At 60.3% G+C, this 25,322-nt stretch carries 14 protein-coding genes; 2 read left to right on the forward strand and 12 right to left on the reverse strand.

Features of this window, described 5'->3' with window-relative positions; all coding sequences use genetic code 11:
- The first annotated feature begins 6 nt into the window (after positions 1 to 6).
- Complete coding sequence (locus PLANPX_RS12775; RefSeq protein WP_152099110.1) at positions 7 to 3,231, forward strand: efflux RND transporter permease subunit; 3,225 nt, start codon at positions 7 to 9, stop codon at positions 3,229 to 3,231.
- A gap of 260 nt (positions 3,232 to 3,491) precedes the next feature.
- Positions 3,492 to 4,856, forward strand: coding sequence for a Gfo/Idh/MocA family protein (locus tag PLANPX_RS12780; RefSeq protein ID WP_152099111.1), 1,365 nt, complete (start codon positions 3,492 to 3,494; stop codon positions 4,854 to 4,856).
- A 78-nt stretch (positions 4,857 to 4,934) separates the two neighbouring features.
- Here PLANPX_RS12780 and PLANPX_RS12785 read toward each other — a convergent pair whose 3' ends face one another.
- The 12 genes from PLANPX_RS12785 to PLANPX_RS12835 form a co-directional block, all read right to left on the reverse strand.
- Positions 4,935 to 6,347 carry an aspartate aminotransferase family protein gene (locus tag PLANPX_RS12785; RefSeq protein ID WP_198421883.1) on the reverse strand — a complete coding sequence of 471 codons (1,413 nt, stop codon included), beginning with the start codon at positions 6,345 to 6,347 and terminating at the stop codon, positions 4,935 to 4,937.
- Positions 6,348 to 6,392: 45 nt separating this feature from the next.
- A complete protein-coding gene (locus PLANPX_RS12790; RefSeq protein ID WP_198421884.1) occupies positions 6,393 to 7,682 on the reverse strand; it encodes a Gfo/Idh/MocA family protein in 1,290 nt (429 codons plus the stop codon).
- 80 nt (positions 7,683 to 7,762) lie between these two features.
- Complete coding sequence (locus tag PLANPX_RS12795; RefSeq protein ID WP_172992031.1) at positions 7,763 to 8,452, reverse strand: GntR family transcriptional regulator; 690 nt, start codon at positions 8,450 to 8,452, stop codon at positions 7,763 to 7,765.
- Between the two features lie 170 nt (positions 8,453 to 8,622).
- On the reverse strand, positions 8,623 to 9,888 hold the full coding sequence (locus PLANPX_RS12800; RefSeq protein WP_152099113.1) for a Gfo/Idh/MocA family protein: 1,266 nt from the start codon (positions 9,886 to 9,888) through the stop codon (positions 8,623 to 8,625).
- Positions 9,889 to 9,949: 61 nt separating this feature from the next.
- Complete coding sequence (locus PLANPX_RS12805; protein ID WP_194175125.1) at positions 9,950 to 10,948, reverse strand: gfo/Idh/MocA family oxidoreductase; 999 nt, start codon at positions 10,946 to 10,948, stop codon at positions 9,950 to 9,952.
- Between the two features lie 149 nt (positions 10,949 to 11,097).
- Complete coding sequence (locus PLANPX_RS12810; protein WP_152099114.1) at positions 11,098 to 11,349, reverse strand: DUF5985 family protein; 252 nt, start codon at positions 11,347 to 11,349, stop codon at positions 11,098 to 11,100.
- A 6-nt stretch (positions 11,350 to 11,355) separates the two neighbouring features.
- Positions 11,356 to 11,616, reverse strand: a complete 261-nt coding sequence (locus PLANPX_RS27985) for a DUF5985 family protein (protein WP_338034245.1) — start codon at positions 11,614 to 11,616, stop codon at positions 11,356 to 11,358.
- Positions 11,613 to 12,002 carry a hypothetical protein gene (locus tag PLANPX_RS12815; protein ID WP_152099115.1) on the reverse strand — a complete coding sequence of 130 codons (390 nt, stop codon included), beginning with the start codon at positions 12,000 to 12,002 and terminating at the stop codon, positions 11,613 to 11,615. The genes PLANPX_RS27985 and PLANPX_RS12815 overlap by 4 nt, the downstream gene beginning before the upstream one ends.
- 90 nt (positions 12,003 to 12,092) lie before the next feature.
- Positions 12,093 to 13,745, reverse strand: a complete 1,653-nt coding sequence (locus PLANPX_RS12820) for a hybrid sensor histidine kinase/response regulator (RefSeq protein ID WP_152099116.1) — start codon at positions 13,743 to 13,745, stop codon at positions 12,093 to 12,095.
- Positions 13,742 to 20,035, reverse strand: a complete 6,294-nt coding sequence (locus PLANPX_RS12825) for a HAMP domain-containing protein (RefSeq protein WP_152099117.1) — start codon at positions 20,033 to 20,035, stop codon at positions 13,742 to 13,744. Before PLANPX_RS12825 ends, PLANPX_RS12820 begins: the two co-directional genes overlap by 4 nt.
- A gap of 314 nt (positions 20,036 to 20,349) precedes the next feature.
- Positions 20,350 to 21,678, reverse strand: coding sequence for a PQQ-binding-like beta-propeller repeat protein (locus PLANPX_RS12830; protein WP_152099118.1), 1,329 nt, complete (start codon positions 21,676 to 21,678; stop codon positions 20,350 to 20,352).
- Positions 21,679 to 21,740: 62 nt separating this feature from the next.
- A complete protein-coding gene (locus PLANPX_RS12835; RefSeq protein WP_152099119.1) occupies positions 21,741 to 25,274 on the reverse strand; it encodes a DUF7133 domain-containing protein in 3,534 nt (1,177 codons plus the stop codon).
- Positions 25,275 to 25,322 lie beyond the last annotated feature (48 nt).

Raw genomic sequence — 25,322 nt, forward strand, 5'->3', positions numbered from 1 at the left:
GCTCACGTGTTAAGCCGATTCTTCATTGATCGACCGATCTTCGCCAACGTCATCGCGATCGTCACGATGATCATGGGCGGCATCGCTGTGTTCGGATTGCCGATTGAGCAATACCCGGACGTCACGCCGCCGACCGTCATGGTGAACGCCGTCTACCCGGGCGCCAACGCTCAGGTCGTTTCCGACACCGTCGCCTCGCCGATCGAACAGTCGGTCAATGGCGTCGAAAACATGCTCTACATGTCGTCGGTCTGTTCCAGCGACGGCACTTACGCGCTCACGGTAACGTTCGAGATCGGCACCGATCTCGATCAGGCGCAGGTTCTTGTGCAGAACTTGGTCGCCGTCGCTCAGCCGCTGACGCCTGAAGAAGTCCGCCGGCAAGGCATCGTCACGAAGAAGCAGTCGACCGCGATCGTCATCGTGGTGAGCCTCACGTCAGAGAACGACCGCTACTCGTCGTTGTTCCTGTCGAACTACGCAAACTTGCGGATGAAGGACGAGCTCAGCCGCGTCTCCGGCGTGGGCGGCGTGACGATTTTCGGCGGCAATAATTACTCGATGCGCGTCTGGCTCGATCCCGAGAAGCTCAAGGCTCGCAACCTGACGACGCAAGACGTCTACGCATCGATCCAGGAGCAAAACGTTCAAGTGGCGGCGGGGCAAGTGGGGCAGCCCCCGTCGCCCAATGAACTCGACTTCCAGTACATCGTCTCGGCGCTCGGCCGTCTCAGCACGCCGGAGCAGTTTGAAGACATCGTCATCAAGGTGAGCCAGGATGGCCGGGTCACCTATTTGAAGGACGTGGCACGCGTCGAATTGGGCGCGCAAAGCTACGATCAATACTCGGAAAAGGGCGGCGTCCCCTCGGCGAGTATGGGCATCTATCAGCTGCCGGGCGCCAACGCGCTGTCGGTCGCTGAAGGCGTTCGCGAGTCGGTCGCGAAGATGAAGGAATCGTTCCCCGAGGGAATGAAGGTCGACTTCCCGCTTGATACCACCGCATTCGTCGAAGCGTCGATCGAATCGGTCTATCACACGATCATCGAAGCCGGCGTGCTCGTGCTGGTCGTGATTTTGGTCTTCCTCCAAGACTGGCGGGCCGTGCTCGTACCGGCCACTACAGTGCCGGTCACCATCATCGGCGCCTTCGCCGCTATGTACGTGATGGGCTTCTCGGTGAACATGCTTACGCTGTTCGGCTTGGTGCTGGCGATCGGCATCGTGGTCGACGACGCCATCGTCATCGTCGAGGCCGCCGCGCACCATATCGAGAATGGCCTGCCGCCCCGCGAGGCGACGATTCGCGCCATGGAGCAAGTGCTGGGGCCGATCATCGGCATCACGCTCGTGCTGATGGCGGTGTTTCTCCCGACTGCGTTCCTTGGCGGCATCACCGGCCAGCTCTACCGGCAGTTCGCACTCACCATCGCCGCTACCGCCCTGATCAGCGCCATCAACGCGGTGACGCTCAAGCCGGCCCAGTGCGCCACGTACCTCCGCAAACCGGCGGAGAAGAAAAACTGGTTCTACCGCGGCTTTAACTACATCTACGATAAGTTCGAGCGCGTTTACGTCGCCATCGTTCGTATTCTGCTGCGTTTCCGTTGGGTGACGATGCTCGCGTTCATCGGCTTAGTCGCGGGCACGGCGTATTGGTATCAGCAAGTGCCGACCGGCTTCTTGCCGATCGAGGATCAAGGCTACATCATCGCCAGTATTCAGCTTCCCGATGCCTCGTCGCAAGCGCGGACCAAGGAAGTGACTGACAAAGTCAACGAGATTCTTGCCAAAGAGCCGGGCATCATGACCTGGTTCAACATCGGCGGTATGTCGCTCATGGACGGGAGCGCCGCCTCGAATGCTGCCACCGTCTTCATGCGTTTCGAAGATTGGGACAAACGGCAAGACCCCAAGCTCAGTTTGGGCGGTATTCTAACGAGCCTGACTGGCATTCCTGCGAAGGGGATTCCAGGAAAGTTCACACACATTCGCGAAGCCCAAATCTTCGCCTTCCCGCCGCCGGCCATTCGCGGTCTCGGTTTCCGCAGCGGTTTCCAGATGCAAGTCGAAGATCGCACAGGCGTCGGCCTGGGCGAACTCGGCGCCGCGACGGCCCGCATCGTCGAAGCCGCCAACGGCCAGTCGAAGCTTGCCGGCGTCAACAGCTCCTTCCGCCCGGGCGTGCCGCAGCTTTACGTCGACATCGACCGCGTGAAGGTGAAGACGCTCGATCTGCCGCTGTCGTCGGTGTTCGGCGCCTTGCAGACCTACCTCGGTTCAGCCTATGTGAACGACTTCAACAAGTTCGGTCGTACCTTCCAGGTCCGCGTCCAAGCCGAAGAAAACTTCCGCCTCGACCCGCGCGACATCGAACGCCTTGAAGTCCGCAACATGCGCGGCCAGATGATCCCGCTCGGTTCAGTGGTGAAGGTGACCCGTTCGTACGGCCCGCAGATCATTCAGCGGTATAACCTCTATCCGACGGCAGCCGTTCGCGGCGAGCCGGCGCCGGGCGTCAGCTCGGGCGAGGCGTTGTCGCTGATGGAGCAAATCGCCAAGGCTGAACTGCCCGACTCGATGGGCTACGACTGGACCGGCGAATCGTTCCAAGAGAAGCGGATCAGCGGCCAAGCCGTCTGGGTTTTCGCCTTCGCCGTGCTGCTGGTGTACCTCGTCCTTGCCGCTCAGTACGAAAGCTGGATCTTGCCGGCGGCGGTCATTCTGGTGGTGCCGCTCGGTTTGCTCGGCTCGGTCGCGGCCGTCTCGTTCCGCGGCATGGATAACAACATTTACACGCAGATCGGCATCGTGCTCATCATCGCACTGGCGAGCAAGAACGCGATTCTGATCGTCGAGTTCGCCCGCGACCTTCGTAAGGAGGGCCGGTCGATTTACGACGCTGCGGTCGAAGCGGCCCGGTTGCGGTTCCGTCCGATTCTGATGACCTCGTTCGCGTTCATCCTCGGCGTGGCCCCGCTCGTGTGGGCCACCGGGGCGGGCGCCGCGGGCCAGCAGGCGCTCGGCACGGCGGTGTTCGGCGGCATGATCACGTCGACGGTCCTCGCGGTCTTCTTCACTCCGGTCTTCTTCCTGATGTTGCAGGGAGTGTCGGAATGGTGGAAGCCGATGGTCGCCGCGGAACCGGCGATCCACAAGTTCGCCGGCGACGACGATGACGATCACCATCACCCCCGCCGCAAACCGCTGCAAACCGCCGGCACGCACTAGCGCGTCACCGGCGCCTAGCGAGCCCCTCCCTTGATGGGAGGGGTAGTATCGAAATCAAGAGGCCCCTCAAGGAGCGACGCGAGAGTCCGCCCCCCGACTCGCGTCGCTCCGAACGGGGCCTTTTCTCATTCTCGCTCCATCTGTTGCGAGATTTCGCGAACTGAACTCCCTGGCGCCGCTGAACGGGCGCACTTCGTATACTGGAGCGGTCGGCTCGCACGCCGCGTTGCATTCCCAGCACCAGTTGAAGAGGTAGGTTCATGTCGGCCGATCGCTCCCCCGCTCGTGAAGGCAAGTCTGCCGTTCGATTCACCCGCCGCGACGCCTTGCGAATTGGCGCCGCTGCGATGGTCGCCGGACCTTTCCTACGCACAGGCCGATCGTTCGCTGCCGGGCCGGAGCAAAAGGCTCGCATCGCGTCGATCGGCGTCGGCAACAAGGGGTGGACTGATCTGCTGGCGGTCGCGTCGGCCCCGGGCGCCGAAATCGTCGCCATCTGCGACATCGACTCCAACTTCCTCGGCGTCGCCCAAGAGAAGTTCCCGCCAGCTCAGGCCTTCCGCGACTACCGCGTGCTGCTCGACAAAATGGGCAACGGCATCGACGGCGTCTTGATCTCCACTCCCGATCACATGCACGGCGCCATCGCCCTGGCGGCGATGACGCTCGGCAAGCATGTCTACGTGCAGAAGCCGCTCGCCCACAACCTGGCTGAACTCCGCGCCATGTGCAACGCCGCGGCAGAACAGGGTGTGATCACCCAGATGGGAACGCAAATTCACGGCGACGAGTCGTATCGCACCGCGGCGAAGATGCTGCGCGACGGCGCCATCGGCAAGGTAAGCGAGGTCCATTGCTGGATAGGTCGCGGCTTGCCGTTGCCGGCGAAAGAGCGTCCCGCCAATCGGGTCGACAAGGTCCCCGCGACGGTCGATTGGGATCTCTGGCAAGGCGTCGCGCCTGAAGAGCCGTACGTCGAGGGATTCTACCATCCGTTCAACTGGCGGATGTGGCGCGACTACGGCGGCGGCGTTCTAGGAGACATGGCCAGCCATATCTTCGACCCGATCTTCACGGGGATTGATTTGAAGGCGCCACTCACGCTCCGTTCCGGCGGTCCAGCCCATCTGCGCGATACTTACGCCACAGACACCGAGGTTCTTTACACCTTCGCTGGCACGCCGTTAACCACTGGAGAGGTCAAATTCCGTTGGACGAACGGCACGTTCAAGCCCGACGCCGAGAAGGCGCAGCTTCCCGACGGCGTGAACCTGTCGGCCTCGGGGTCGTTCACCGTCGGCGAAAAGGGCGTGATGGTCCTGCCGCACTGGGGCATGCCGACCTTTTATTCCAACGGCAAGCCAATGGACTTGGAGATCAAGTCCGAGGGCAACGTCGACCACTACCATGAGTGGGTGGAGGCGATTCGCGGCGAAGGCCAGACGAGCACTCCCTTCACGTTTAGCGGCCCGCTGACCGAAGCGGTGATCGCGGGAACCGTCGCCGGCGCGTTCCCCGAAGAGACGTTGAAGTGGGACTCGGCGGCGCTAAAATTCGATCACGACGGCGCGAATGCCCTGGTCCACCGCAAGTACCGCGACGACTGGCGCCCGCTCGGCGTGTAGCCGAATCCGCGCAGCAGTCGGTATCGTCATAGTGAACCACGGGCATCTCGCCCGTGGTCTTCCCGTCGCCGGCAAACTTCATCCCAAACGCTCAACAATCGCAAACATCGCGTCGAGGTACTGTTGCGCCTCGTCAAGCTCCATCGTAAGCGGCGGAGCGACGCGAATGACGTCGCCGTTGAGCGGCCCGAGCAAGTGGATGGCCAGGCCAGCGTCGTCGCCGTCGTAGCACGCACGGACGACTTGGCTGGCGACTTCGTTCGACGTGCGGCCGGGCAGGGCGCCGCATTGGATGCCCCACACGTTTCCCTCGCCCCGGATGGCTGTGATGGCGGCCGTTTCCACGAGACGCTGGAGCCCGGCCTCGAACACCTTCGACAGCTCGCGACCATGGGCGAGTACGCTGTGCTGTTCGAACTCATCGAGCGTCGCCAGAACTGCGGCACAGCCTAGCGGGTGGCCGCTCCAAGTGTCCGACGCTTCGCCGTAGTTCAGCTTCTCAAAGAGTTCGCGTCGACCGACGACCGCATCGACCGGGATGCCATTGCCCATGCCTTTGCCGAGGATGACCATGTCGGGTTCGACGCCGTAGTCGGCGTAAGCGAACAGCGAGCCGGTCCGCCCGAAGTTCGATTGCACCTCGTCCAGGATGAACAAGATGCCGCGGTCGCGGCAGAAGGTTTGCAGCAGTTGCAAATACTCTTTCTGCGGGTGGTACGAGCCGCCGCCGCCGAGGTATGGCTCGGTGATGAGGCAACAAATTTGGTCGCCGAGTTCGTCGGCCAACTGCTCCAACTCTTTGATGTAAGGCAGCAGGTTGAGCGGTTCCAATCGCTTCTCCAGCGAGTAACATTCCTCGCGTGGGAAGCTGATAAAGCGAACGCGGGGATCGCGCTCTGCATCTCGTTCGCTGCCGGTAACGGCGCCCGCGAGGCCTTTTTTGCCGTGGAAGCCGTGCCGCGTCGCAAGGATCATTTGCTTCGCCGGATCTTGCGCGAGCGCCGTTCGCAACGCTTTGATGACCCCTTCGCTGCCGCTCGCCGACCAAACGACTTGTTCGAAGCGATTGCCGCCCGGCAGCACCCGCATCGCTGCGAGCAGCCTGCGGCAAGCCTCGGCTTCGAGCGGCGTGATCGCGTTGTACGCGGTCAACGGAACGGCGGAGAAGTAGTCGCCTTCCGTATCGGTTCCGGTCGCAGCGTTCGGAGTATTTAGCAAATCCGGCGTGTGACCAAGATACTCGTAGACCCGCTGCCACCAGCGGCGGGGATTGTGGCCGAGATTCGCGACCAACACGCCCGACGTAAAATCCGCGAGTTTGGCGCCGTCGGTCGTGTAGTGGTAAGACCCGGCGCTCCGCTCGATCACGGCCAGCGTCGGCGTGAAGGTGCGCAGCGCTCGTGGCTCTGCTTGCCCAATCGAGCGTCGCGTTGCCTCGCTGAGCGGTTCGTGGCGCTTCACGACTGGCTGAATTGGCTCGACGGAACTCATAGCGAACTTTGTTGATAGGGGGTAGACGTGTGCAGGAAGCGCCGTTTAGACGGCCGGCGCGTAGAGGACTTCGTCGCGGGATTCGCCTGGAACTTTCAAGACAAGCCCGCCCGCAGGAGCATTCACTTCGACGACGCACTCGGGGATGCCCGCGGCATGGCGGGCCAAAATGATTTCCATCGCTTCGACGGCGGCGACGACTTGCCGATCCGCGGCGAGATCGTTGTAAGCCAGTTCTCGCGCCGCGGCCAAGCGAATGGAGCGTTCTTCGAGCGGACCGCCAAACTCAACGGCGGCAGCTTCGCGCATGAATCGCTCGATCACTTCAATGCCGTAGCCTCGCTGCGAGCGTTCGCCCCACGGCTCTAGCACCGACGCGTTGTAGTGGTTGTTGATCGTATTCTTAATTTTGTAGGGCGTCGCGCCTTCGATCGTGCACTCAACGCCGCGCTTGCGGCTGTGGCCATTCCAAACGCCGTTGTCGAACCTAAACTGCACCTCTTGCTCAACGTACCCCGGGAAGTTGTCGGGCGTTACCCAGCTCGTGTGGATGTCGAACGCCGCTTCGCGCCCGTCGTTGTGAGCATAAATCAGCCGTAATTGCGTCGAGTCCCACGTCGGGCCGTCGGCGGGCCCGACAATGCCGCGCTGCCCTGTGCAGGTCACTCGCTTCAGTTTCAGGCCGAACGTAAAGTCGATCAGCTTGATGTAATGGACGGCTACATAGGTTCCCGGGTTGCGGCCGACGATCCATTCAGCGAACTGCGAGCCAGCGATTGATTTCGGCTCCAACAGCGAGCAGTAGCCGTTGTTCACGTGCTGCAAGACGCCGTCGGCGACGAACGTGCGAAGCTTCTTGTGATCGGGATCGAGCAGCTTGTGGTAGACAACCTTGGCGAGAACGCCGTGCTCCTGGGCCATTGCATCGAGCTCGTCGAGCTCTCGCAGCCGTAACACCGATGGTTTCTCGATGAGAACGTGCTTGCCTGCGTTGATCGCGAGTTTCGCCGCAGCGAAGTGACGATCGTCTGGCGTCGCGATGCATACGACGTCGACCGGCGAGTCGATTAGCTGCTCAACGGCATCAACGCCGAAGAAGTTTTGGAACCCCTGGAGGTCCTTGGGGGCTTTGGCGCGGTAGGCGGCGGCCCGCTGGCCCGTTCGCGTGGCGACGGCGTTCAGCGGCGCCGAGCAGACTCCGAACTCCGGCCCGTACAGCGGTTGGGTGGCGACGCGTTCAAAAAACGGCCGGTACGTTTCGTCAAAGATCATCCCCATGCCGACCATGCCGACGCGCAGTTCACGAGAGACGGCGATGGCAAGTGATTTGGCCACGTGACGATGAAAGTAAATTGTTGAGGGAGAAAGTGTGCGGGCGATCCGAGATTTGGATGTTCAGAGCGTCTCGACAGGCGTCAGACGACTCGCCCTGCCGGTCGGTAGGAGGACGCCAAGCGAAGGTGGAGTTCCATCGCCGCAGAGGCCGTCGCCGAGTCACGCGCCGCAAGCGCCCCAAGGATCGTGCGATGCTCGCGCAAGCCGCGGAGGACGGCATCGGTCCGTTCGGGCCCTAGTGTGTAAGACAGCCGTTTGTACTCCCAGCACTTATTGATGGCGCCACGCAGAGGTTGATTGGCGGCGTGCTCGGAAATCGCCAAGTGCAACGCGAAATCGAAGTCTCTCGCGCGCCGGACCCAATCATCGTCATTCTGCGGATCAACGGCATCTGACTGACGCTGCAGCCGCTGAATGGCGTCGATTGGCATATGCTGCGCAGCTCGTGCGGCGGCCGGCGGCTCCAGCAGTAGGCGGAGTTCGTGAATTTCTACGAGCCAATTCTCCGCGCCGGGACGAACCATGGCTCGCATGTTCATCTTCTGCGTCACAATTCCGTCGGCAATCAGACGCGAAAGCGCCTGGACGACCGGAGTGCGGCTGACACCCAACGCTTGTGCCAGCTGCGTCGATTTCAACTCGCTGCCGCCGGGCAACTCGCCGCGAACAATGCGCGCCAGGATGCCGTGGTAGACGTCGTCGACGCGCGACTGCTGCGCATCGTCGACAGTGCTAGCTTCTGGGAGTTCGATGGTCGTGGCTTTCAGCATGACGCTACGCCGAGGAGGATAAATGCATTCACTTCGGTCAGTCTCGTCGACTTTCATGCTCCCGTCAAGCGATGCTGCCGTAAAACAGGGGGATTTGCCCGGCTCCGTGGAGCAGAACACTTCCGGGTACGCGGTGGGGCGTTTCTGGCTCCGCTGGCAGAGGCGAGGAGTTAAACGGCGGGCGCCCAGCCTTCGCGGTACTCGCAAGACCATAGGTCTTGGCCCATGGATTTGTTGAGAAGGCGTCCTGTTGTCGCATCGACGTCGACCGACTGCCCTGTTCGGTAGGCGATGTTGCCGAGATGGCAAAAGAGGGCGCTCTTGTGCCCCTCTTCGATGCTCGCTGCCGTGCGATGGCCGTCGCGAACGGCGTCGAGAAAATCTCGCAGATGTTCCGCGTCGCCTCGGCTCCCTTCAAAATCCTCGACGACGTTTCGATCCAGGTCGTAAATCACCGCCCCCTCGTCGTTCAGGCACAGCGCGCCTTCCGTCCCGCGGATCTCGATGCCGAAGATGCTCGAGCTTTCGATCGGTCGCATCCAGCAGATCTGTTCCCATGTGATCAGTTTGTCGCCGCACTCGAAAATGGCTGTCGACGTATCGGGAGTTTCCTGGTCGTCGTCGTATCGAAGTCGCCCGCCAGCGCACGTGACGCGCGTTGGGTAGTCGACGCCGAGCGCTAATCGGCAAATGTCAATTGAATGGACGCCGTTGTTGCCAATTTCGCCATTCCCCCACTGCCAGAAGAAGTGCCAGTTGTAGGGAATCGCGTTGCTCTGGAACGGGCGTTCCGGCGAAGGCCCTTGCCAAAGCGCGTAGTCAAGCGAGGCGGGAGGAGTCGTTTTCTGTCCGCGGCCGATCGAGGGACGAGGGGTGTGGTACCATGACTTGGCGTGAAGCGGCGCACCGATGGCGCCGTCGCGGATCTTGCTGATTACATCGCGATAGAGCGAGCCGCTACGGCGCTGCATGCCGACTTGGACGACGCGGCCCGACTTGTTCGCCGCGGCAATCATCATCTCGCCCTCGGCCGCCGTGTGGCTGCAGGGCTTCTCCACGTAGACGTGCTTCCCAGCTTTGCAGGCGAGGATTGTGGCTGGGGCATGCCAGTGGTTTGGCGCCGCGCAGATGAGTGCGTCAACCGTCGGGTCGTCGAGTGCGTGGCGAAAATCGCGAATTCCTTGCGGTTTTGCCGCTCCGCGCGACGTCGCTGCCGTGATGCCCTTGGCAATCGCCTGCTCGTCCGGATCGCATATATAGGCGATCCGACAACCAGCTTGCTCGGCGAATTGCTCGGCAAGTTGTGAGCCGCGGTTATTCGCCCCCATGATCGCCAGCACCACTTCGCTGTTCGCCTCCGCGGCGTGAACGCGGCTGGCGGCGATGGCCGCCAGCCCGGCGGAAGCGGCAAGAAAGTCTCGGCGCGTCGAAGCCATGGTCAGTCCTCGCCTGTCGGATTGAGCGAATTGGTTGCAAAACTGGCGCTAGCGAAACTGATTAATCGGCAGCTTTGAATGCAAGCGATTTCTCCGCGCGCTGAATCATCTCCGCCGTGCTGACCATCGCTCCGTCGCGGCGAATGCTTTCGTCAGCGGCTTCCATCAATGCGAACATTTCGATTGTTTCAGTCGCTGGCACTGGCGGCTTCCTGGTCACGAAAAACGTGCAGATCTCGTTCACTAGCGGTTCGTAGCCCGAGAAGCCGCGATCGAACGCGACTCCTTTCGATCCAAACGCCGTGAAGGCATAGTCATGTCCGCCTTTGAGGCCGCGCCACACGGCAAGCCGACCATCCGTCCATCTACCTGTGACGATCGTCGAAGCGGAGCCGTCGACTCGGCTCACGGCTTCGCATCCTGGCTTCATGATCGCATAGATCGCCTCAATTCCGTGAACGCCGTACCAAGCGAGATCAATGTGGCGGGGTTCAATCTCAAACGGACTGGCAACGCTACACCCCGTGGCGTCTCCGAGGGCGGGATCATCGGCGAATTTGGTCACTGCCGTGCAGTAGCGGAGAGCAGATGACGAGAAGCAAGGAGTTTTGGTTTGCTCTGCGATGCGGAAGATGGCGATGACGTCGGCGAGATTGGCCGCCGCCGGCTTGTCGATGAACACTGGCTTGCCGACGGCGAGCTGTTCGAACTGTTTCAAATGGGGGCGTCCATCGACGCTCTCCAGGAGGATGACGTCGCACTTCTCGACCAGTGCGGGGATGGAGTCGACGATTTCAACGCCCATCTCGCGCAACTGCTTTACGTACCCCTCAACGCGATCGGCGCTGCTGGGGAGATCGGGGCTCCCGCCAGGAAACGCGGTGACAACTTCGACCTCCGCGCGTGGGCCGGTCGCTTGTGGATCATTAATCAGTTTTGTGAATTCAATTGCGTGCGAGGTGTCGCACCCGACGATCCCCGCCCGCAGGGGTTCGACTGCGTAGCCGGTAACGGCCCAGATCACGAGTGGAAACACTAGGTAAAAGCTGGTCCAAGGCACGCTGAGTTTCCTTGTGGTGGCGAGAAGTGCATTCAGTAGGCTCCGTTACGGTACCTTGGCTCCGCGGGTGCTGTCAATTCGCTTGCCGCCCTCCCCCCGACTGCATCCACGCACGGAATCGACGCCCCGCCATTTCGGGTCGGTAGAAACTAACGTCGATTTTTATCTGCGATCGCCACGAGAATGATGACGAACGCCGCAAAGCGAACCCAATACCAAGAGGTGTCGGCCTCGGAGGCGTCCCCGGACATCGCCAGTCCGAGCCGCGTGAGAGCCAGCAGGGCGAAGGCAATCGCAAACAGCATGAATAGCCGATCGCGCGTGTCACGCCAAAACCGCAAGAAGAATGCAGCGACGACGATCGACGCCATCGCAATGGCTCCCATGATGAAGTGTTCCATGGCGCGTCACTCCGACTCCCAGATGAGGCCGAACAACAGCGCGACGGTCGCAAGCAGGCCAGGCAGCTTCCGCCAAATCACCATACTGACTTCTGGAAAGAGATGCAGATCGGCGTAGAGCATGCAGTTGTCAATCATGAGTCCAAGAAAGCATATCGAACTCCAAAAAAGCAGCGGCACGCGTCTCTGGCGGTAGCCGCGAAACAGAAGAATCGAACAGAGCAGACAGGTCGCTGCGCATAACACGAAGACGCTGCCAGGCATCATAGCTTGTCATCCTTCCGCAGACGGAATGCGTCGGCAAATGTCTGGACTTTCGAAATAGGCGTAGAGTGAATTTCGCTGATTACCGCCACTCGACGGTCGCGGTAAAGTTCCGTAAGCACGGCGACCGTCGCATCTGCCTCGAAGTTAAGGCACTCGTAACGAACAGATTTCTTGAGCGGATCTCGGACGATGAACTTGCGTCGCTCCAAGTCCTCTAGCATCGAGCGACACATTTTTTCAGAGATATAGAGCCGGCTAGCTAGCTCTTGAGCATTCCACGATTGCTGTGGATCTGTTCTTAGGAGGAGCAGCGTTTCCAGCTGCGCCACAGATTCAATCTGATCAGCAATAAATCGGCGAACGTTTGCGGGCAACGGATCGTTCACAGCATTTTCAGTAGACGTCGCGTTGGCTTCAGAGTCGACGCTCCAACTCGAAGACCTGGGATTCGTCGCCAGCCTCGCTTTGAATAAGACCTAGGAAATCGGCTTGCGCGGCGAACACTCCCACGCCTCGCTGACCGTCGCTTCGACGGTAAATATCAACTCGCGCAGATCAATCGGCTTCGACAGGTAATTCTGCATTCCAGCCGCCAGGCAACGCTCGCGATCGCCCATCATCGTGTGGGCCGTGAGTGCAATAATCGGCGGCTGATCGCCTGGCAACGCGCGAATGGCGGCGGTGGCTTCAAACCCGTCCATGTCGGGCATTTGCAAATCCATGAGAATCAAGTCGTATGTTCCCCGCCGCGCCAGGTCGACGGCCGTTCGTCCGTCTCCGGCGACGACGACTTGGTGTCCTCTCTTGCCTAGGGCGTGTCTTACCAGCAATTGATTCGTCGGCGTATCCTCGGCAAGGAGAATTTTGATCGAAGGCCTGGCTCCACTCGGGGCGAGCGCCTCCGTTCCGAGCAGTTCCAGCGAGGGGGCCGATGCAGGGATCTCGTCAAGCTTATTGCGTTCGATCAACAGGGGAACGACGAAGCTGAACTTGCTTCCTTTGCCGAGCTCGCTCCGCACCGAGCGACGCCCGCCCATCGCCCGGATGAGATCGGCGGAAATTGCCAGTCCCAGCCCGGCGCCATCGCGGCGCCGTTTCGTCGACGCGTCTACTTGAGTAAATGGCGAGAAAATCCGCTCCTGATCTGCCTGAGAAATGCCAATTCCCGTATCAGAAACGGCGAATCTAATCCAGGCTTCGCGGTCGCAGGACGATTCGACGCGAACGTCGAGCGTGACTCGTCCGTGATCGGTGAACTTGATTGCATTCGTCAGCAGATTGAAGATCACTTGCCGCAGGCGAAGCGAGTCGCCGATTAAGTGATTCGGAACCGCCGGGTCGGCGATGACCTGTAGCTCCAAGCCTTTCTGATCCGCGCGATGTCCGAAGGTTTGCTTCAACTCGCTTAGAATGCGCCTGAGCTGCAGCGGAGCCGACTCTAGCGTTAACGTGCCGGATTCCAGCTTCGATAGGTCCAGGATTTCATTGAGAAGCTCGAGCAGCAAGTGCGCATTGGTGCGAACGGCTCCGAGATACTCGCGGACGTTTGCAGCGAGCGGTTCCATCAAGGATAGATCCGTCATCCCAATAATCGCCGTCATCGGCGTGCGCAATTCGTGACTGATGTTCGTCAAGAACTGGCTCTTAGCGATGCTCGCACGCTCGGCCTCCACGCGCGCTGCCTGCTCTTGCGCGAGCAGAACGCGCTCGTCGGCTTGCAGCTTTACCTGCTCGCGTTTGTGGAATAGGTCCACAAATACGCCGACTTTGGCTCTTAGCATCTCCGGGGTCGCCGGCATCAGCAGATAGTCGACCGCGCCGAGTGCGTAGCCGCGATGCTCGAACGCATCGTCTGCGTACGCTGTGAGGAAAATAATCGGCGTGTGCTCCGATTGGCGGCGTTGTCTGATGTACTCCGCCGTTTCGAACCCGTCGACGCCAGGCATGTTCACGTCGAGCAGGATGACCGCGAAATCCTCCTTCAGCAGCCGACGCAGCGCTTCCTCGCCCGACGTCGCCGAGACAATCGTTTGATCTAAGCTGTGCAGCACCGCTTCGATCGCCATGACCTTGCTCGGGTCATCGTCGACAACGAGAATCTTGGCTTTTGGCAGGCTGCCGTCAATCATGTCGAGAGCCAGGCGCGGAGCGCGGTTAGCATTTGTTCGGCGTCAACAGGTTTTGACAGGTAGTCCCAGGCGCCTGCCTCGATGCACTTCTCGCGGTCGCCCTTCATCGCCTTCGCAGTGACTGCCACGATCGGCAAATCTTTGAAGCGAGAAATCTGGCGAATGGCTCGCATCGTGTCGATACCGTCCATTTCCGGCATCATGATGTCCATGAGAACGACGTCGACGTCGGAAGATTCCTCCAGCAAGCTGATCGCCGAACGGCCTGTTTCGGCGGAAACCGTTTCCATGTCGTGCCGTTCGAGGACGCTGGTCAGCGCGAAAATATTGCGAATGTCGTCATCGACAATTAGTGCTTTCTTTCCCGACAAGATGGGCGAGCGATTGATGACGTCAATGATGCGGCGTTGCTGCTGTTCCGGCATCTCGTTGATGGGCTGGCACAAAGCGAGCGTCGTCCGGTGGAGCAGTTCTTGCGGGTCTTCGACGTACTCCAGATCAAACTCTCTGGCCATGTGCATCAAGCGGTGCCTGCTCTCGGCGCTCTGCTCCCCTTCTGCGTAGAGAAACACGGGGATTCCCTCCGGTTCGCAGTGAGATAAGGCGATTTCGGCTAGCGCCGGCAAGCTCATGTCGACCGGATCGGAGGTAATGATGACGCAGTCAGCACGTTGCTGCTCCATCTTCGCCACCGCCTCGAGCCCCGAGCCAAACTCCACGATTTCGACTTGCGCACTTGAGAGCATGTCGTAAACCCGGTGACGACGGTCGGCGTCAGCATCAACGACAAGCACGCTGCGTTCGCGACGGTCGACGAATCGCCGCACCCCCTCGAGAAAACGTTTCAGCTGCTCAGCCGTGTGAATGGGCTTCTGTAGAACGCCCTTCGCTCCAAGATGTAGTCCGTGCTCAAGATTGTCTGAGCTCGACACAAGATAAATCGGAATGTGTCGCACGTGAGGGTCGTTCTTGAGCCGGCGCAGTACCCGCCACCCGTCGATGTCGGGTAGCGAAATGTCGAGCAGGATTGCGCTCGGTTGATAGTCTCGCGCTAGCGTCAGCGTCATCGCGCCCGACGAGGTGACGAGCGTTTTGAATCCTGTCGTCCGCGCGGCGTCGCGGGCGAAATCTGCGAAACCCCGGTCGTTGTCGACGATTAAAATCGTCCGGTCGCCGGCGTTGATCGAATCGCGATCGTCTGCCGCTTGCGAAAGCTGCGCACCGTTGACGGCAGCGACTGCTTCGTTGGAGCGGTTGAGTTCGACGCTCTCGCGTAACGGCTTGTCGCTTGGCGATGGATTGGGAGGAGCTGCAAGACGTCTGACCGTCTTCTGAGGAACGAAGACTTGCGGCAAATACAAGGTGAACTCGCTGCCCACGTCGGGCGTGCTCGCGAGCCGAATTTCGCCGCCCAGCAAGCGAGCTGTTTCGCGGCTGATCGCCAACCCCAGGCCGGTTCCTCCATACTTCCGGCTCGTGCTGCCGTCCGCCTGCTGAAACGCCTCGAAGATAATCTGCTGCTTGTCGATCGGGATCCCGATGCCCGTGTCGCGCACGGTAATGGAGATCACTGAATCGCTGGAAGCCAGGGCGGCGTTGTCCGCGTGCCAACCGTCGTAAGCGATGCCAACTCGCAACGACACTTGCCCGTGATGCGTGAACTTGAACGCATTAGAGAGCAGATTTTTAATAATTTGCTGCAGTCGCTTGCTGTCCGTCGTCAGCGATCTGGGTAGATAAGGATCGAGTTCAACCACGAACTCCACGCCGCGATTTTCGGCGACGTGGCGGAACGTCCGTTCGACGTAGTTGTGAAGGTCGCTGAACCGTAGCTCGCCGACGTCCAGCACGACCGTCCCCGATTCGATCTTCGATAGGTCGAGGATATCGTTGATGAGAATCAGGAGATCGTGGCCGGACGAATGAATCGTCTTCGCGTAGTCTGTCTGTTTCGTCGTCAGGTTTCCATCGGGATTCTGCGAAAGCTGGTCTGAAAGTATCAACAGGCTATTGAGCGGCGTTCGCAGCTCATGCGACATGTTCGCCAGGAACTCGCTCTTGTATTTAGAAGTCAGCGCGAGCTGCTCTGCTTTCTCTTCGAGCGCTTGCCTCGCTTGCTCGACTTCGGTGTTCTTCTGCTCTACCTCGACGTTCTGGTGGGCCAGCAATCGCGCCTTCTCTTGCAGCTCTTGATTGGTTTGCTGCAGTTCGTCCTGCCGGCTGCCCAACTCTTCCGCGAGCGATTGGGACTGCTTCAGCAAGTCCTCCGTCCGCATGTTGGCTTCGATCGTATTGAGCACGATGCCGATGCTCTCAGTCAGCTGGTCAAGGAACGCTTGGTGCGTCGGATTGAATCTTTCGAAGGAGGCAAGTTCGAGGACCGCTTTGACCTGGCCTTCAAACACGACAGGTAGGACGATGAGATTGACCGGCGGAGCGCTGCCGAGTCCGGACGAGATGCGGACATACTCCGGCGGCACGTTGGCGAGCACGATCTTTTGCTTTTCAAGAGCGCATTGCCCTACCAATCCTTGTCCTAGCTCTAGTTGCTTGCCAACTTCGCTCGGTCGTTCGTGAGCGTAGCTTGCCAGCAGCGTCAGTGAGGGTTGCTCCCGCATCGCGTCGTAGGTGTAAAACACGGCGTGCTGGGCAGAGACGACGGGCGCAAGTTCCGAAAGGATCAGGCGGCCAACGGTCAGGAGATCTTTCTGTCCCTGCAGCATGCGGCTGAACTTGGCGAGATTCGTCTTCAACCAGTCCTGCTCGGCATTTTTAAGAGTCGTGTCCTTCAGGTTCACGATCATCTCGTTGATATTGTCTTTGAGTAGCGCGACCTCGCCCTGGGCTTCCACTTTAATGGATCGCGTCAAATCGCCTTTCGTCACGGCGGTCGCGACTTCGGCGATCGCGCGGACTTGCGTCGTGAGGTTGGCCGCGAGTTCGTTCACGTTGTCCGTTAGGTCTTTCCATGTGCCTGCCGCGCCAGGGACGCTGGCTTGTCCGCCGAGCTTCCCTTCGACGCCGACTTCGCGGGCGACGGTCGTCACCTGATCGGCGAACGTCGCAAGCGTGTCGATCATGCCGTTGATCGTGTCGGCCAATGCAGCGATTTCGCCTTTCGCCTCGACGGTCAGCTTCTGCTTTAGGTCGCCGTTGGCAACGGCGGTGACGACGCGCGCGATGCCGCGGACTTGGCTGGTGAGGTTGCCAGCCATGAAGTTCACGTTGTCGGTGAGGCCTTTCCAGGTGCCTGAAGCGCCTTTGACTTGGGCTTGGCCGCCGAGCTTGCCTTCCGTACCGACTTCGCGAGCGACGCGCGTCACTTCGGCCGCGAACGAGCTCAATTGATCGACCATCGTGTTGATGGTCACTTTCAGATCGAGGATTTCTCCCTTCACGTCGACGGTGATTTTCTTCGAGAGGTCGCCGCTGGCGACCGCCTTCGTCACTTCGGCAATGTTGCGGACTTGGCCGGTGAGATTGCCGGCCATCGAGTTGACGCTGTCGGTGAGGTCTTTCCACGTGCCGGCGACATCGCGGACTTCGGCCTGCCCGCCAAGCCTTCCTTCGGTACCCACCTCGCGAGCGACGCGCGTTACTTCAGAGGCGAAGGAGCGCAGCTGGTCGACCATTGTGTTGATGGTGTCTTTCAACTCAAGGATTTCGCCGCGGACGTCGACGGTGATTTTTTTTGACAAGTCGCCGCTAGCGACGGCTTTCGTTACCGCCGCGATGTTGCGCACTTGGGCCGTCAGGTTTCCCGCCATGAAATTGACGCTCTCGGTGAGATCCTTCCAGGTGCCGGCGACGCCTTTCACGTCGGCTTGTCCGCCGAGCTTGCCTTCCGTGCCGACTTCGCGCGCAACACGCGTCACTTCAGAGGCGAACGATCGGAGTTGATCGACCATCGTATTGATGGTGTTCTTCAGTTCGAGGATCTCGCCTTTCACGTCGACCGTGATCTTTTTCGACAAGTCGCCCGTCGCGACGGCCGTCGTGACGTCGGCGATGTTGCGGACCTGGCCGGTAAGATTGCCGGCCATGGAGTTCACGCTATCCGTGAGGGCCCGCCAAGTTCCTTCGACGCCGCGGACGTCGGCTTGTCCGCCAAGCTTGCCTTCGGTGCCAACTTCGCGCGCCACGCGCGTCACTTCGTCTGCGAAAGAGCGAAGTTGATCGACCATCGTATTGATGGTGTTCTTCAACTCCAGGATCTCGCCCTTCACGTCGACCGTAATCTTTTTCGAAAGGTCTCCGCGCGCGACGGCCGTCGTTACCTCCGCGATGTTGCGGACTTGGCCAGTAAGATTGGTGGCCATCATGTTGACGCCGACGGTGAGATCCTTCCATGTTCCCGCAACGCCGGTCACCTCGGCTTGGCCGCCGAGTTTGCCTTCCGTACCGACTTCCCTCGCGACGCGCGTCACTTCAGAAGCGAACGAGCTGAGCTGATCGACCATTGTGTTAATGGTGTTCTTCAGCTCAAGGATCTCGCCCTTCACGTCAACGGTAATCTTCTTCGAGAGGTCGCCGCGGGCCACCGCGGTGGTCACTTCAGCGATGTTGCGAACCTGGCCGGTGAGGTTGCCAGCCATGAAGTTCACGCTATCGGTAAGATCTTTCCAGGTGCCTGCGACGTCCCGAACCTCGGCTTGGCCGCCGAGTTTGCCTTCCGTGCCGACTTCTCTCGCGACGCGCGTCACTTCAGAGGCAAACGCGCGGAGCTGATCGACCATCGTGTTGATGGTGTTCTTGAGTTCGGATATCTCCCCGCGTACGTCGACGTCGATTTTTTTCGACAGGTCGCCATTGGCGACGGCCGTCGTCACCTCCGCAATATTGCGAACTTGCGTCGTCAGGTTGCCGGCCATGAAGTTCACGTTGTCGGTGAGGTTTTTCCAGGTCCCCGCGACGCCTTTTACTTCGGCTTGACCGCCGAGTTTTCCCTCGGTGCCGACTTCGCGAGCCACGCGGGTCACTTCATCAGCGAAAGAACTGAGCTGGTCCACCATCGTGTTGATGGTGTTCTTCAGCTCCAAAATTTCCCCCTTCACGTCGACGGTGATCTTCTTCGAGAGATCCCCATTTGCCACCGCCGTCGTCACCTCGGCGATGTTGCGAACCTGGCCAGTGAGATTGCCGGCCATCGAGTTCACGCTCTCCGTCAGATCTTTCCAAGTGCCGGAGATTCCTTTCACCTGAGCCTGGCCGCCGAGTTTGCCCTCGGTGCCGACTTCCCGCGCGACGCGCGTCACTTCGTCGGCGAAGGAACTGAGCTGATCGACCATTGTGTTGATCGTGTTCTTCAGTTCGAGGATTTCGCCTTTGACGTCGACCGTGATTTTCTTCGTGAGGTCGCCGGTCGCGACGGCGGTTGTCACGGCGGCGATGTTGCGGACCTGAGAGGTAAGATTCGACGCCATGAAGTTGACGCTGTCGGTCAAATCCTTCCAGGTTCCGGAGACGCCTTCCACGCGGGCCTGCCCGCCCAGCCGGCCTTCGGTGCCGACTTCTCTCGCCACGCGGGTCACTTCCGAGGCGAACGATCGCAGCTGGTCGACCATCGTGTTGATGGTGTTCTTGAGTTCCAAAAACTCGCCGCGGACGTCGACGGTGATCTTCTTCGATAGATTGCCGTTTGCCACGGCGGTGGTCACTTCGGCGATGTTGCGGACTTGGCCCGTGAGATTGCCGGCCATCGAATTGACGCTGTCGGTCAGGTCCTTCCAGGTGCCGGCGACTCCCTTCACGGCAGCTTGGCCGCCGAGCTTGCCGTCCGTGCCGACTTCCTGCGCGACGCGGGTTACTTCCGACGCGAATGACCCAAGCTGATCGACCATTCGATTGACGGTCTTCGCGGTGCGGAGAAACTCGCCTTCGAGCGGGCGGCCATCAAGATCGAGCGACATTGACTTGGAGAGGTCACCCTTCGCGACCGCTCCGATGACCCGCGCCATTTCGCTTGTCGGATGGACAAGATCGCTGATTAGGGCGTTGACCGATTCGATGTTTCCCGCCCAAGATCCACTCAGGCCGCCAAGCGACGCTCTCTTCTTAATCTTCCCTTCCTTCCCAACTACCCGACTGGTCCGCGCGATCTCGTCAGTCATCCCTTCCAGCTGATCCATCACTGCGTTGAACGTATCGCCGACTTTACCGGCAATTCCGACCCAAGTGGCCGGCAACCTCGCGCTGAAATCGCCATGTCGCAGGGCGGTGAGCGCCTCAAGTAACGCTGAGATGTCGACCGAATCAACTTCCGCTTGGCTTGGCTCGACGACAGTCGCCATAGGGGACGCTCCCTTCCCGTTTCGAAGTTGCAGTTAGCAAGTCGCGTCTATGCGACGACAAGGCGCAGCGCAAGTGGTCTGAAAGCAGCCAGGCTGCTTCCTAAGCGACCAAGCGCTTGCGTGCTCCCGGCGTTAATCAACACTGTGGTTGCACCAGTACAGTAAAAGCACGCGGTGTGCCAAGGGGAGAGATGAGGGGAGCACTTGTGCGAGTTATGCGGTTTGTTGCGACGCGCGCACTACCCGCATGAACGCAAGGCGTCGACCGTGATGACGACGCTGTGGCCGCATGAACCTGAGCTCAGTGACGAGCTTCAGCGGCCTGTGACTCGATACAGTGAAGTATCTGTTCGCAGCAACAAGTCGCCATCGATGGCCGCGGGAGAGGCCATGAGCATCCCGTCGACGTCATTTTGCGAGAGCAACTCGAATTTGTTCGAATCTGCCACGACGTTTGTACGCCCCTCGTGACTCCAAAAGTAGACGCGGCCGCCGCCCGTCAATGGCGACGCTGAGTACTTGCCCGGCATTCGCTCTCGCCACAGCGTCTTCCCGGTTTCGCTATCCAAGCAGCTTGCCACGCCTCCGTCGGACACCATGTAGAGTCGCCCATTGCTTAGTGCTGGTGAAGACATCGCGGGAACCTGCCGCGTTTCACGCCATGCGACATGCGTCTCGGTCACATCGCCGGCGCCGTCCGGCAGCACCGCCCACAGTTGAGCCTTCCCGAGACCGGTATTGAGGAAGAGCAATTGTCCGTCGAATACGGGCCGCGCTATATTCGAGAAGCCTGAGCCGTGATCAATACGCCACAGTTCGTCGCCGCTGAGCGGATCGTAAGCCACGAACCACTGGGCGCCTGGAATCACCGCCTGCGGCCGACCATCAACCTCGATGACGAGCGGCGTGGCGAACGCCTTGTGATGGTCGGTATTGTTCTCGCGAATCGGCGGCCGGCTTTGTTCCCAAACCGTCTTACCGGTCGCGACATCGAGGGCTGCGATGTACTGGCGATCGATCCCGTCGTTGGGAATGATCAGCAAGTTTTTGTACAGCGCAGGCGAACTTCCTGGTCCGACCACGTGGTCCAGTTCGAGTTGCCGCTTCCAGACGATTTCGCCTGTGTGCGTGTCGATGCAACAGGTCCCAAACGTTCCGAAGTGGCAGAACAACCGACCGGTTTCAGTATCCAACACAGGCGTCGGCGACGCGTAAGTGTTTAGCCCGTGGATAGGCGGGGGCGACTCCCGCTCAAACAGGTTGATCTCGCGCAGGATCTTGCCGGACTCGAAGTCGACTTCGATCACCCTGAGCGAGATCGAGTCGAATCGCAGAAACTGTTCGTTGACGGGAAGTTTTTCGTAAGACTTCAGCAACTCCGCTCGCTTGGCTTCGTCCTGAGCCTGTTCCACGGCGGTAGTCAGCCAAATCCTTCCATTGGCGACGACCGGGGACGACCAGCCTCGTCCAGGGAGCGGCGCCTTCCATTTAATTCCCTCCGATTCACTCCACTCCAGCGGTAGCCGCTCTTCTTGCGCTTCTCCCTGTCCCGTCGGCCCGCGAAACTGAGGCCACGCTTCGGCGCCTCGCGCAGACGCGCCGACCGCCATGAGCAGAATCGCCAGCAGAACTTCGCTACGCATGTACGATCCAACCAGACGCCGCTTTGCGCGACGTCATTTGCTTCGTGGCGATCCCATTCGTGCTATTGCTGTTTCAGGCTGAGTAGATACGCCAATAACGCATAGTAATCGTCGGGCGGAATCTGATCGGCCACGTTGTTCGGCATCGGCGAAAGCGAGGTCGTCATGCGTTCGATCACTTGGTCGATTGGCACGCGGTGCTCTTTGCCTTCTGCATCGTTGAAGACTAACTGCTGCTCCTCTTCGCGAACTCCAAAGCCGCCGAAGACTTGGCCCGCATCCGTTAGAATGGTCACGGTACGGAAGGCGGGATCGACGTTGCGATTCGGATCCAGGGTGTCTTCCAGCAACCGATCGAGCCCGCGGTTCCCGATGCCGTCGAGCGCGGGACCGACGTTGCTGCCAACGTCGCCGATGCGATGGCAACTCGCGCAGATGCTCTTGGCGAATACGACGCGTCCCTGTTCAGGGTCAAACTTACCCGTCGAGTAGGCCGCTCGCCGCTCTGCGATGAGGTTGGCTTTCTGTTCGTCGGCAGGTTCGAGGTCTGCGGTCAGCCGCGCGATGCGCTCATCCGCACCCTGCAACTTTCGCGATCGCAATCGCTCGACCACTAGCGGCTCGAGCAGGAGCGACGCTGAAGCTTTTCCGCCTTCGATCATCTGAAGAATCACTTCGGCCGATTCAGCGCGAGCGGCGATGCTCGCGGCTATCGCCGTTGCAAGTGACTGGGGGGCGGAGGGGAGCGCAGCCAGTAGCTGACGTCGTGCCTCGTTCGAGTCGATCTGTCCTAGTTGCTCGGCGGCCGCGACTCGCGCGGCCATGGGCAGATTTGAATTAGCCAGCAGCGTACAGAGCGGTGCAACCGCCGACTCCACATCGAGTGCAGCCAACGCTTTCGTCGCTGCAAGTCGCGCGGGCGCGCTCTCCGCCGCGGAAGTGGCCAAGGCCAGAACGACTTCGTTGAGTGGATCCAATTTTAGCTGGCCGACCAATTCGATGAGTCGCAGACTAGCGTTCTCGCGGCTTTCGACTGCTCCACGAGGGAGCGCGGCCGCGGCCGGTTCGAAATTCGAGACGGCGAGCCAAGCAAAGCCGTCGCGATCCGTCATGCCGTCGACGACCTCGATTCGCCCCCAGTTGCCTTCGTGCGATTGCACATCCCACTCGTAGCTCTGCGCGAGATCGTTGCGGGGGGGATAGCTGCGAGCGACCTCCGTTCCATCCGCCAAGACGAGTCTTGCGTAGTTCAAATGGCGGTCGGGCTCGTTTGGCAATCCGTCATGTCCGCACATCCAAAAGTGGATGCGAGCCGGAAGCTGAAACTCTGGGCTGCGGAGCACGCCGCCGCCGCGCTCTCCCTGTCCAGACAAGGAGCTGATCATGTCGAGGAGCCCCCCTTGATTTGAAGGACGCTGCTGGCGCTCCCAAGGGCTGGGCGCGGTCGCATGACCTTCGAGAGGGGCATTATGCCACTCAAGAGTAGCGTTGCCAGATAGCACGGGCTTGATGAGCGCCGCCATTGCTTCACGCACCGACGCGTTCAACGGAACGCCGCGACGCACCGACGCTTTGGCGAGGGCTTCCAGAGCCATCAGCCGACTGGCTGGCTTTGACGCGAATCGCTGCTCGACGTGGTCCAGCATGGCGGCGATTCGATCCGTGTCGACGTACTCGGCGGCTGTGGGGAGGGCGTTGAGCAATGCGTCGTCATCGATGCGACCGTCGAGGGCCTCGTCGAAAATCAAAATTGCCGCAGGGCCCTTGGGAGCGGTCACGGCGAACGCCACCAACTGTTCGCGTTCGGCCGCGGAGAGTTGAAGATTCAGTAAGTCGCTCGCGATCGCCGGGCTGGCGATCTGATTGCGTATGGCGATGCGCGTCTGGTGATACAGTTGCGCGTCCTGAGAATCCGTCGCGTTTAGCAAGGTGAGAAGTGGAGCCAAATTTTCGGCGTTAGGATGCTTCGAAAGTGCGTCGGCTCCGGCGCGACGGACAAAGGCGTCGGCATTTTCCAGGGTACTGCGGACTGCTTGGAAATGCCAAGGCTGCCAATCGGACGTTTCTCCGAGCGCCTTGGCTAGATGGACTTGGACTTCTCGCGGGACGCCTGAACGCAAAAGCCCCAGCGTCGTTCCCTTGGGAATCCCGCCAGTGCGTTGCAGAATCCAAACGGCATGGCTCGCCTGATGCGCGGCGCGATCGAGCGACTCGTTGTCGTCTTGCGCGGCAGCCTCAACCAGCTCCGCCAGCAATTTGCTTGCCATCGCGCCCGCCTGCTCGGGGAATTCATCCACGATGCGGTTCGTAGCGAGGACCCTGGTCGTCAAGTTCGCATGACCGAGGAAAGCAAAGAGCTCTTCCGCGTTGAAGGTTTGTAAATCAGGGGCCGTTTGGGCTGTACGCGACGAAGTCGTGGTCTTATCGCCGGTGTAAACGATGCGCCAGATCCGACCGCGTTCGCGGTCGCGTTTCGGGTGCTGCAACGGCACTTCGTAGTGCCCGATGATGCAGTTGTAGAAATCAGCGACGTACAGAGCCCCGTCCGGCCCGGCCTGAACGTCTACCGGACGGAACCACGGGTCGTCGCAGGTGAGAAAGTCCTCGACTTTGTCAACGACCGGCGTCGATCCGCTCCACTTCAGTCGATCGCAATGGACGCGGTTGGTGATCACGTTGCCGACGAACAGTACGTCGCGATACTTGGCCGGAAAGTCTGGCAGCGTGCTGTAAACCACGCCGGCGATGCCAGTGCCACCATGATCGAGGTTGGTCATCACGGGAGCATACCCGAGCCCGTCATGGGGCTTGCCAAAGCTCTGGTAGTAGCCGCCGCGGAGCAACATCGACACGGCCGACGAGTGGCAATCAGCGGAGTAGAGGTTCCCTAACGGGTCGAAGCTGAGCCCGAAGGGGTTCACCTGGCCCCATGAATACTGCTCAATCGCCGAGCCGTCGGCGCGAAAGCGGTAGGTGTTGCCCGATTGCAGTCGGAGCACTTCTTCGCCCTTGCCGCCGATCTTCACGCTGCTGTCGTTGTTAAAGCCGTGATTGGCGTAAACCCATCCGTCGATCCAGCGCGTGAACGCATTCTGATTTCCGTGCGTGTCGGTGATCCCAAACGGACCGAAGGCGATGGACCGTTCATCAGCTACCCCGTCGCCGTTGGAGTCGATGAACCGGTAGATGTTCGGAATCGACCAAGCGAGCGCCTCGCTTTCGCCGAGCGGGAGCAGGCCGATGGGAATATTCAGGTGGTCGGCGAACTGCTTAACCGTTTGCGCGGTCCCGGCGGCGGAAAATGAACTGAGGATGCTGATCGCATCCCTAGCGGCTTCGTCGCTTGCCGCTGGAAACGGATACTCGAGGCTGTGCGAGACCCACAAGCGACCGCGAGCGTCGAACTTCATGTTCATCGGCTTGTGGATCTCCGGCTCCTGGGCGACGAGTTGAATCTCAAACCCCGCCGGAAGATGAAACTTCTTCAGCTGCTCCTGCGCCGTGAGCGGCGGCGTTTCGGCGACCAGCGATTGCGAGAAGCCGCTGGTTGCACAGGTGATGCAGTAAAGGAAACTCAGGAGTGCCGCGTATCGCATGGAGTAATGTCCAAACTGGTTTTCTGGTGAATGCGATCGGATCGCTGA

The sequence above is a fragment of the Lacipirellula parvula genome (genome assembly GCF_009177095.1).
GTDB lineage: Bacteria > Planctomycetota > Planctomycetia > Pirellulales > Lacipirellulaceae > Lacipirellula > Lacipirellula parvula.

What these genes read in the sequence shown, in the direction of transcription:
- PLANPX_RS12780 (WP_152099111.1), top strand. Translation starts at nt 3,492, where the DNA reads ATGTCGGCCGATCGCTCCCCCGCTCGTGAAGGCAAGTCTGCCGTTCGA.
- PLANPX_RS12785 (WP_198421883.1), bottom strand. Translation starts at nt 6,347, where the DNA reads ATGAGTTCCGTCGAGCCAATTCAGCCAGTCGTGAAGCGCCACGAACCG.
- PLANPX_RS12795 (WP_172992031.1), bottom strand. Translation starts at nt 8,452, where the DNA reads ATGCTGAAAGCCACGACCATCGAACTCCCAGAAGCTAGCACTGTCGAC.
- PLANPX_RS12800 (WP_152099113.1), bottom strand. Translation starts at nt 9,888, where the DNA reads ATGGCTTCGACGCGCCGAGACTTTCTTGCCGCTTCCGCCGGGCTGGCG.
- PLANPX_RS12810 (WP_152099114.1), bottom strand. Translation starts at nt 11,349, where the DNA reads ATGGAACACTTCATCATGGGAGCCATTGCGATGGCGTCGATCGTCGTC.
- PLANPX_RS27985 (WP_338034245.1), bottom strand. Translation starts at nt 11,616, where the DNA reads ATGATGCCTGGCAGCGTCTTCGTGTTATGCGCAGCGACCTGTCTGCTC.
- PLANPX_RS12820 (WP_152099116.1), bottom strand. Translation starts at nt 13,745, where the DNA reads ATGATTGACGGCAGCCTGCCAAAAGCCAAGATTCTCGTTGTCGACGAT.
- PLANPX_RS12825 (WP_152099117.1), bottom strand. Translation starts at nt 20,035, where the DNA reads ATGGCGACTGTCGTCGAGCCAAGCCAAGCGGAAGTTGATTCGGTCGAC.
- PLANPX_RS12830 (WP_152099118.1), bottom strand. Translation starts at nt 21,678, where the DNA reads ATGCGTAGCGAAGTTCTGCTGGCGATTCTGCTCATGGCGGTCGGCGCG.
- PLANPX_RS12835 (WP_152099119.1), bottom strand. Translation starts at nt 25,274, where the DNA reads ATGCGATACGCGGCACTCCTGAGTTTCCTTTACTGCATCACCTGTGCA.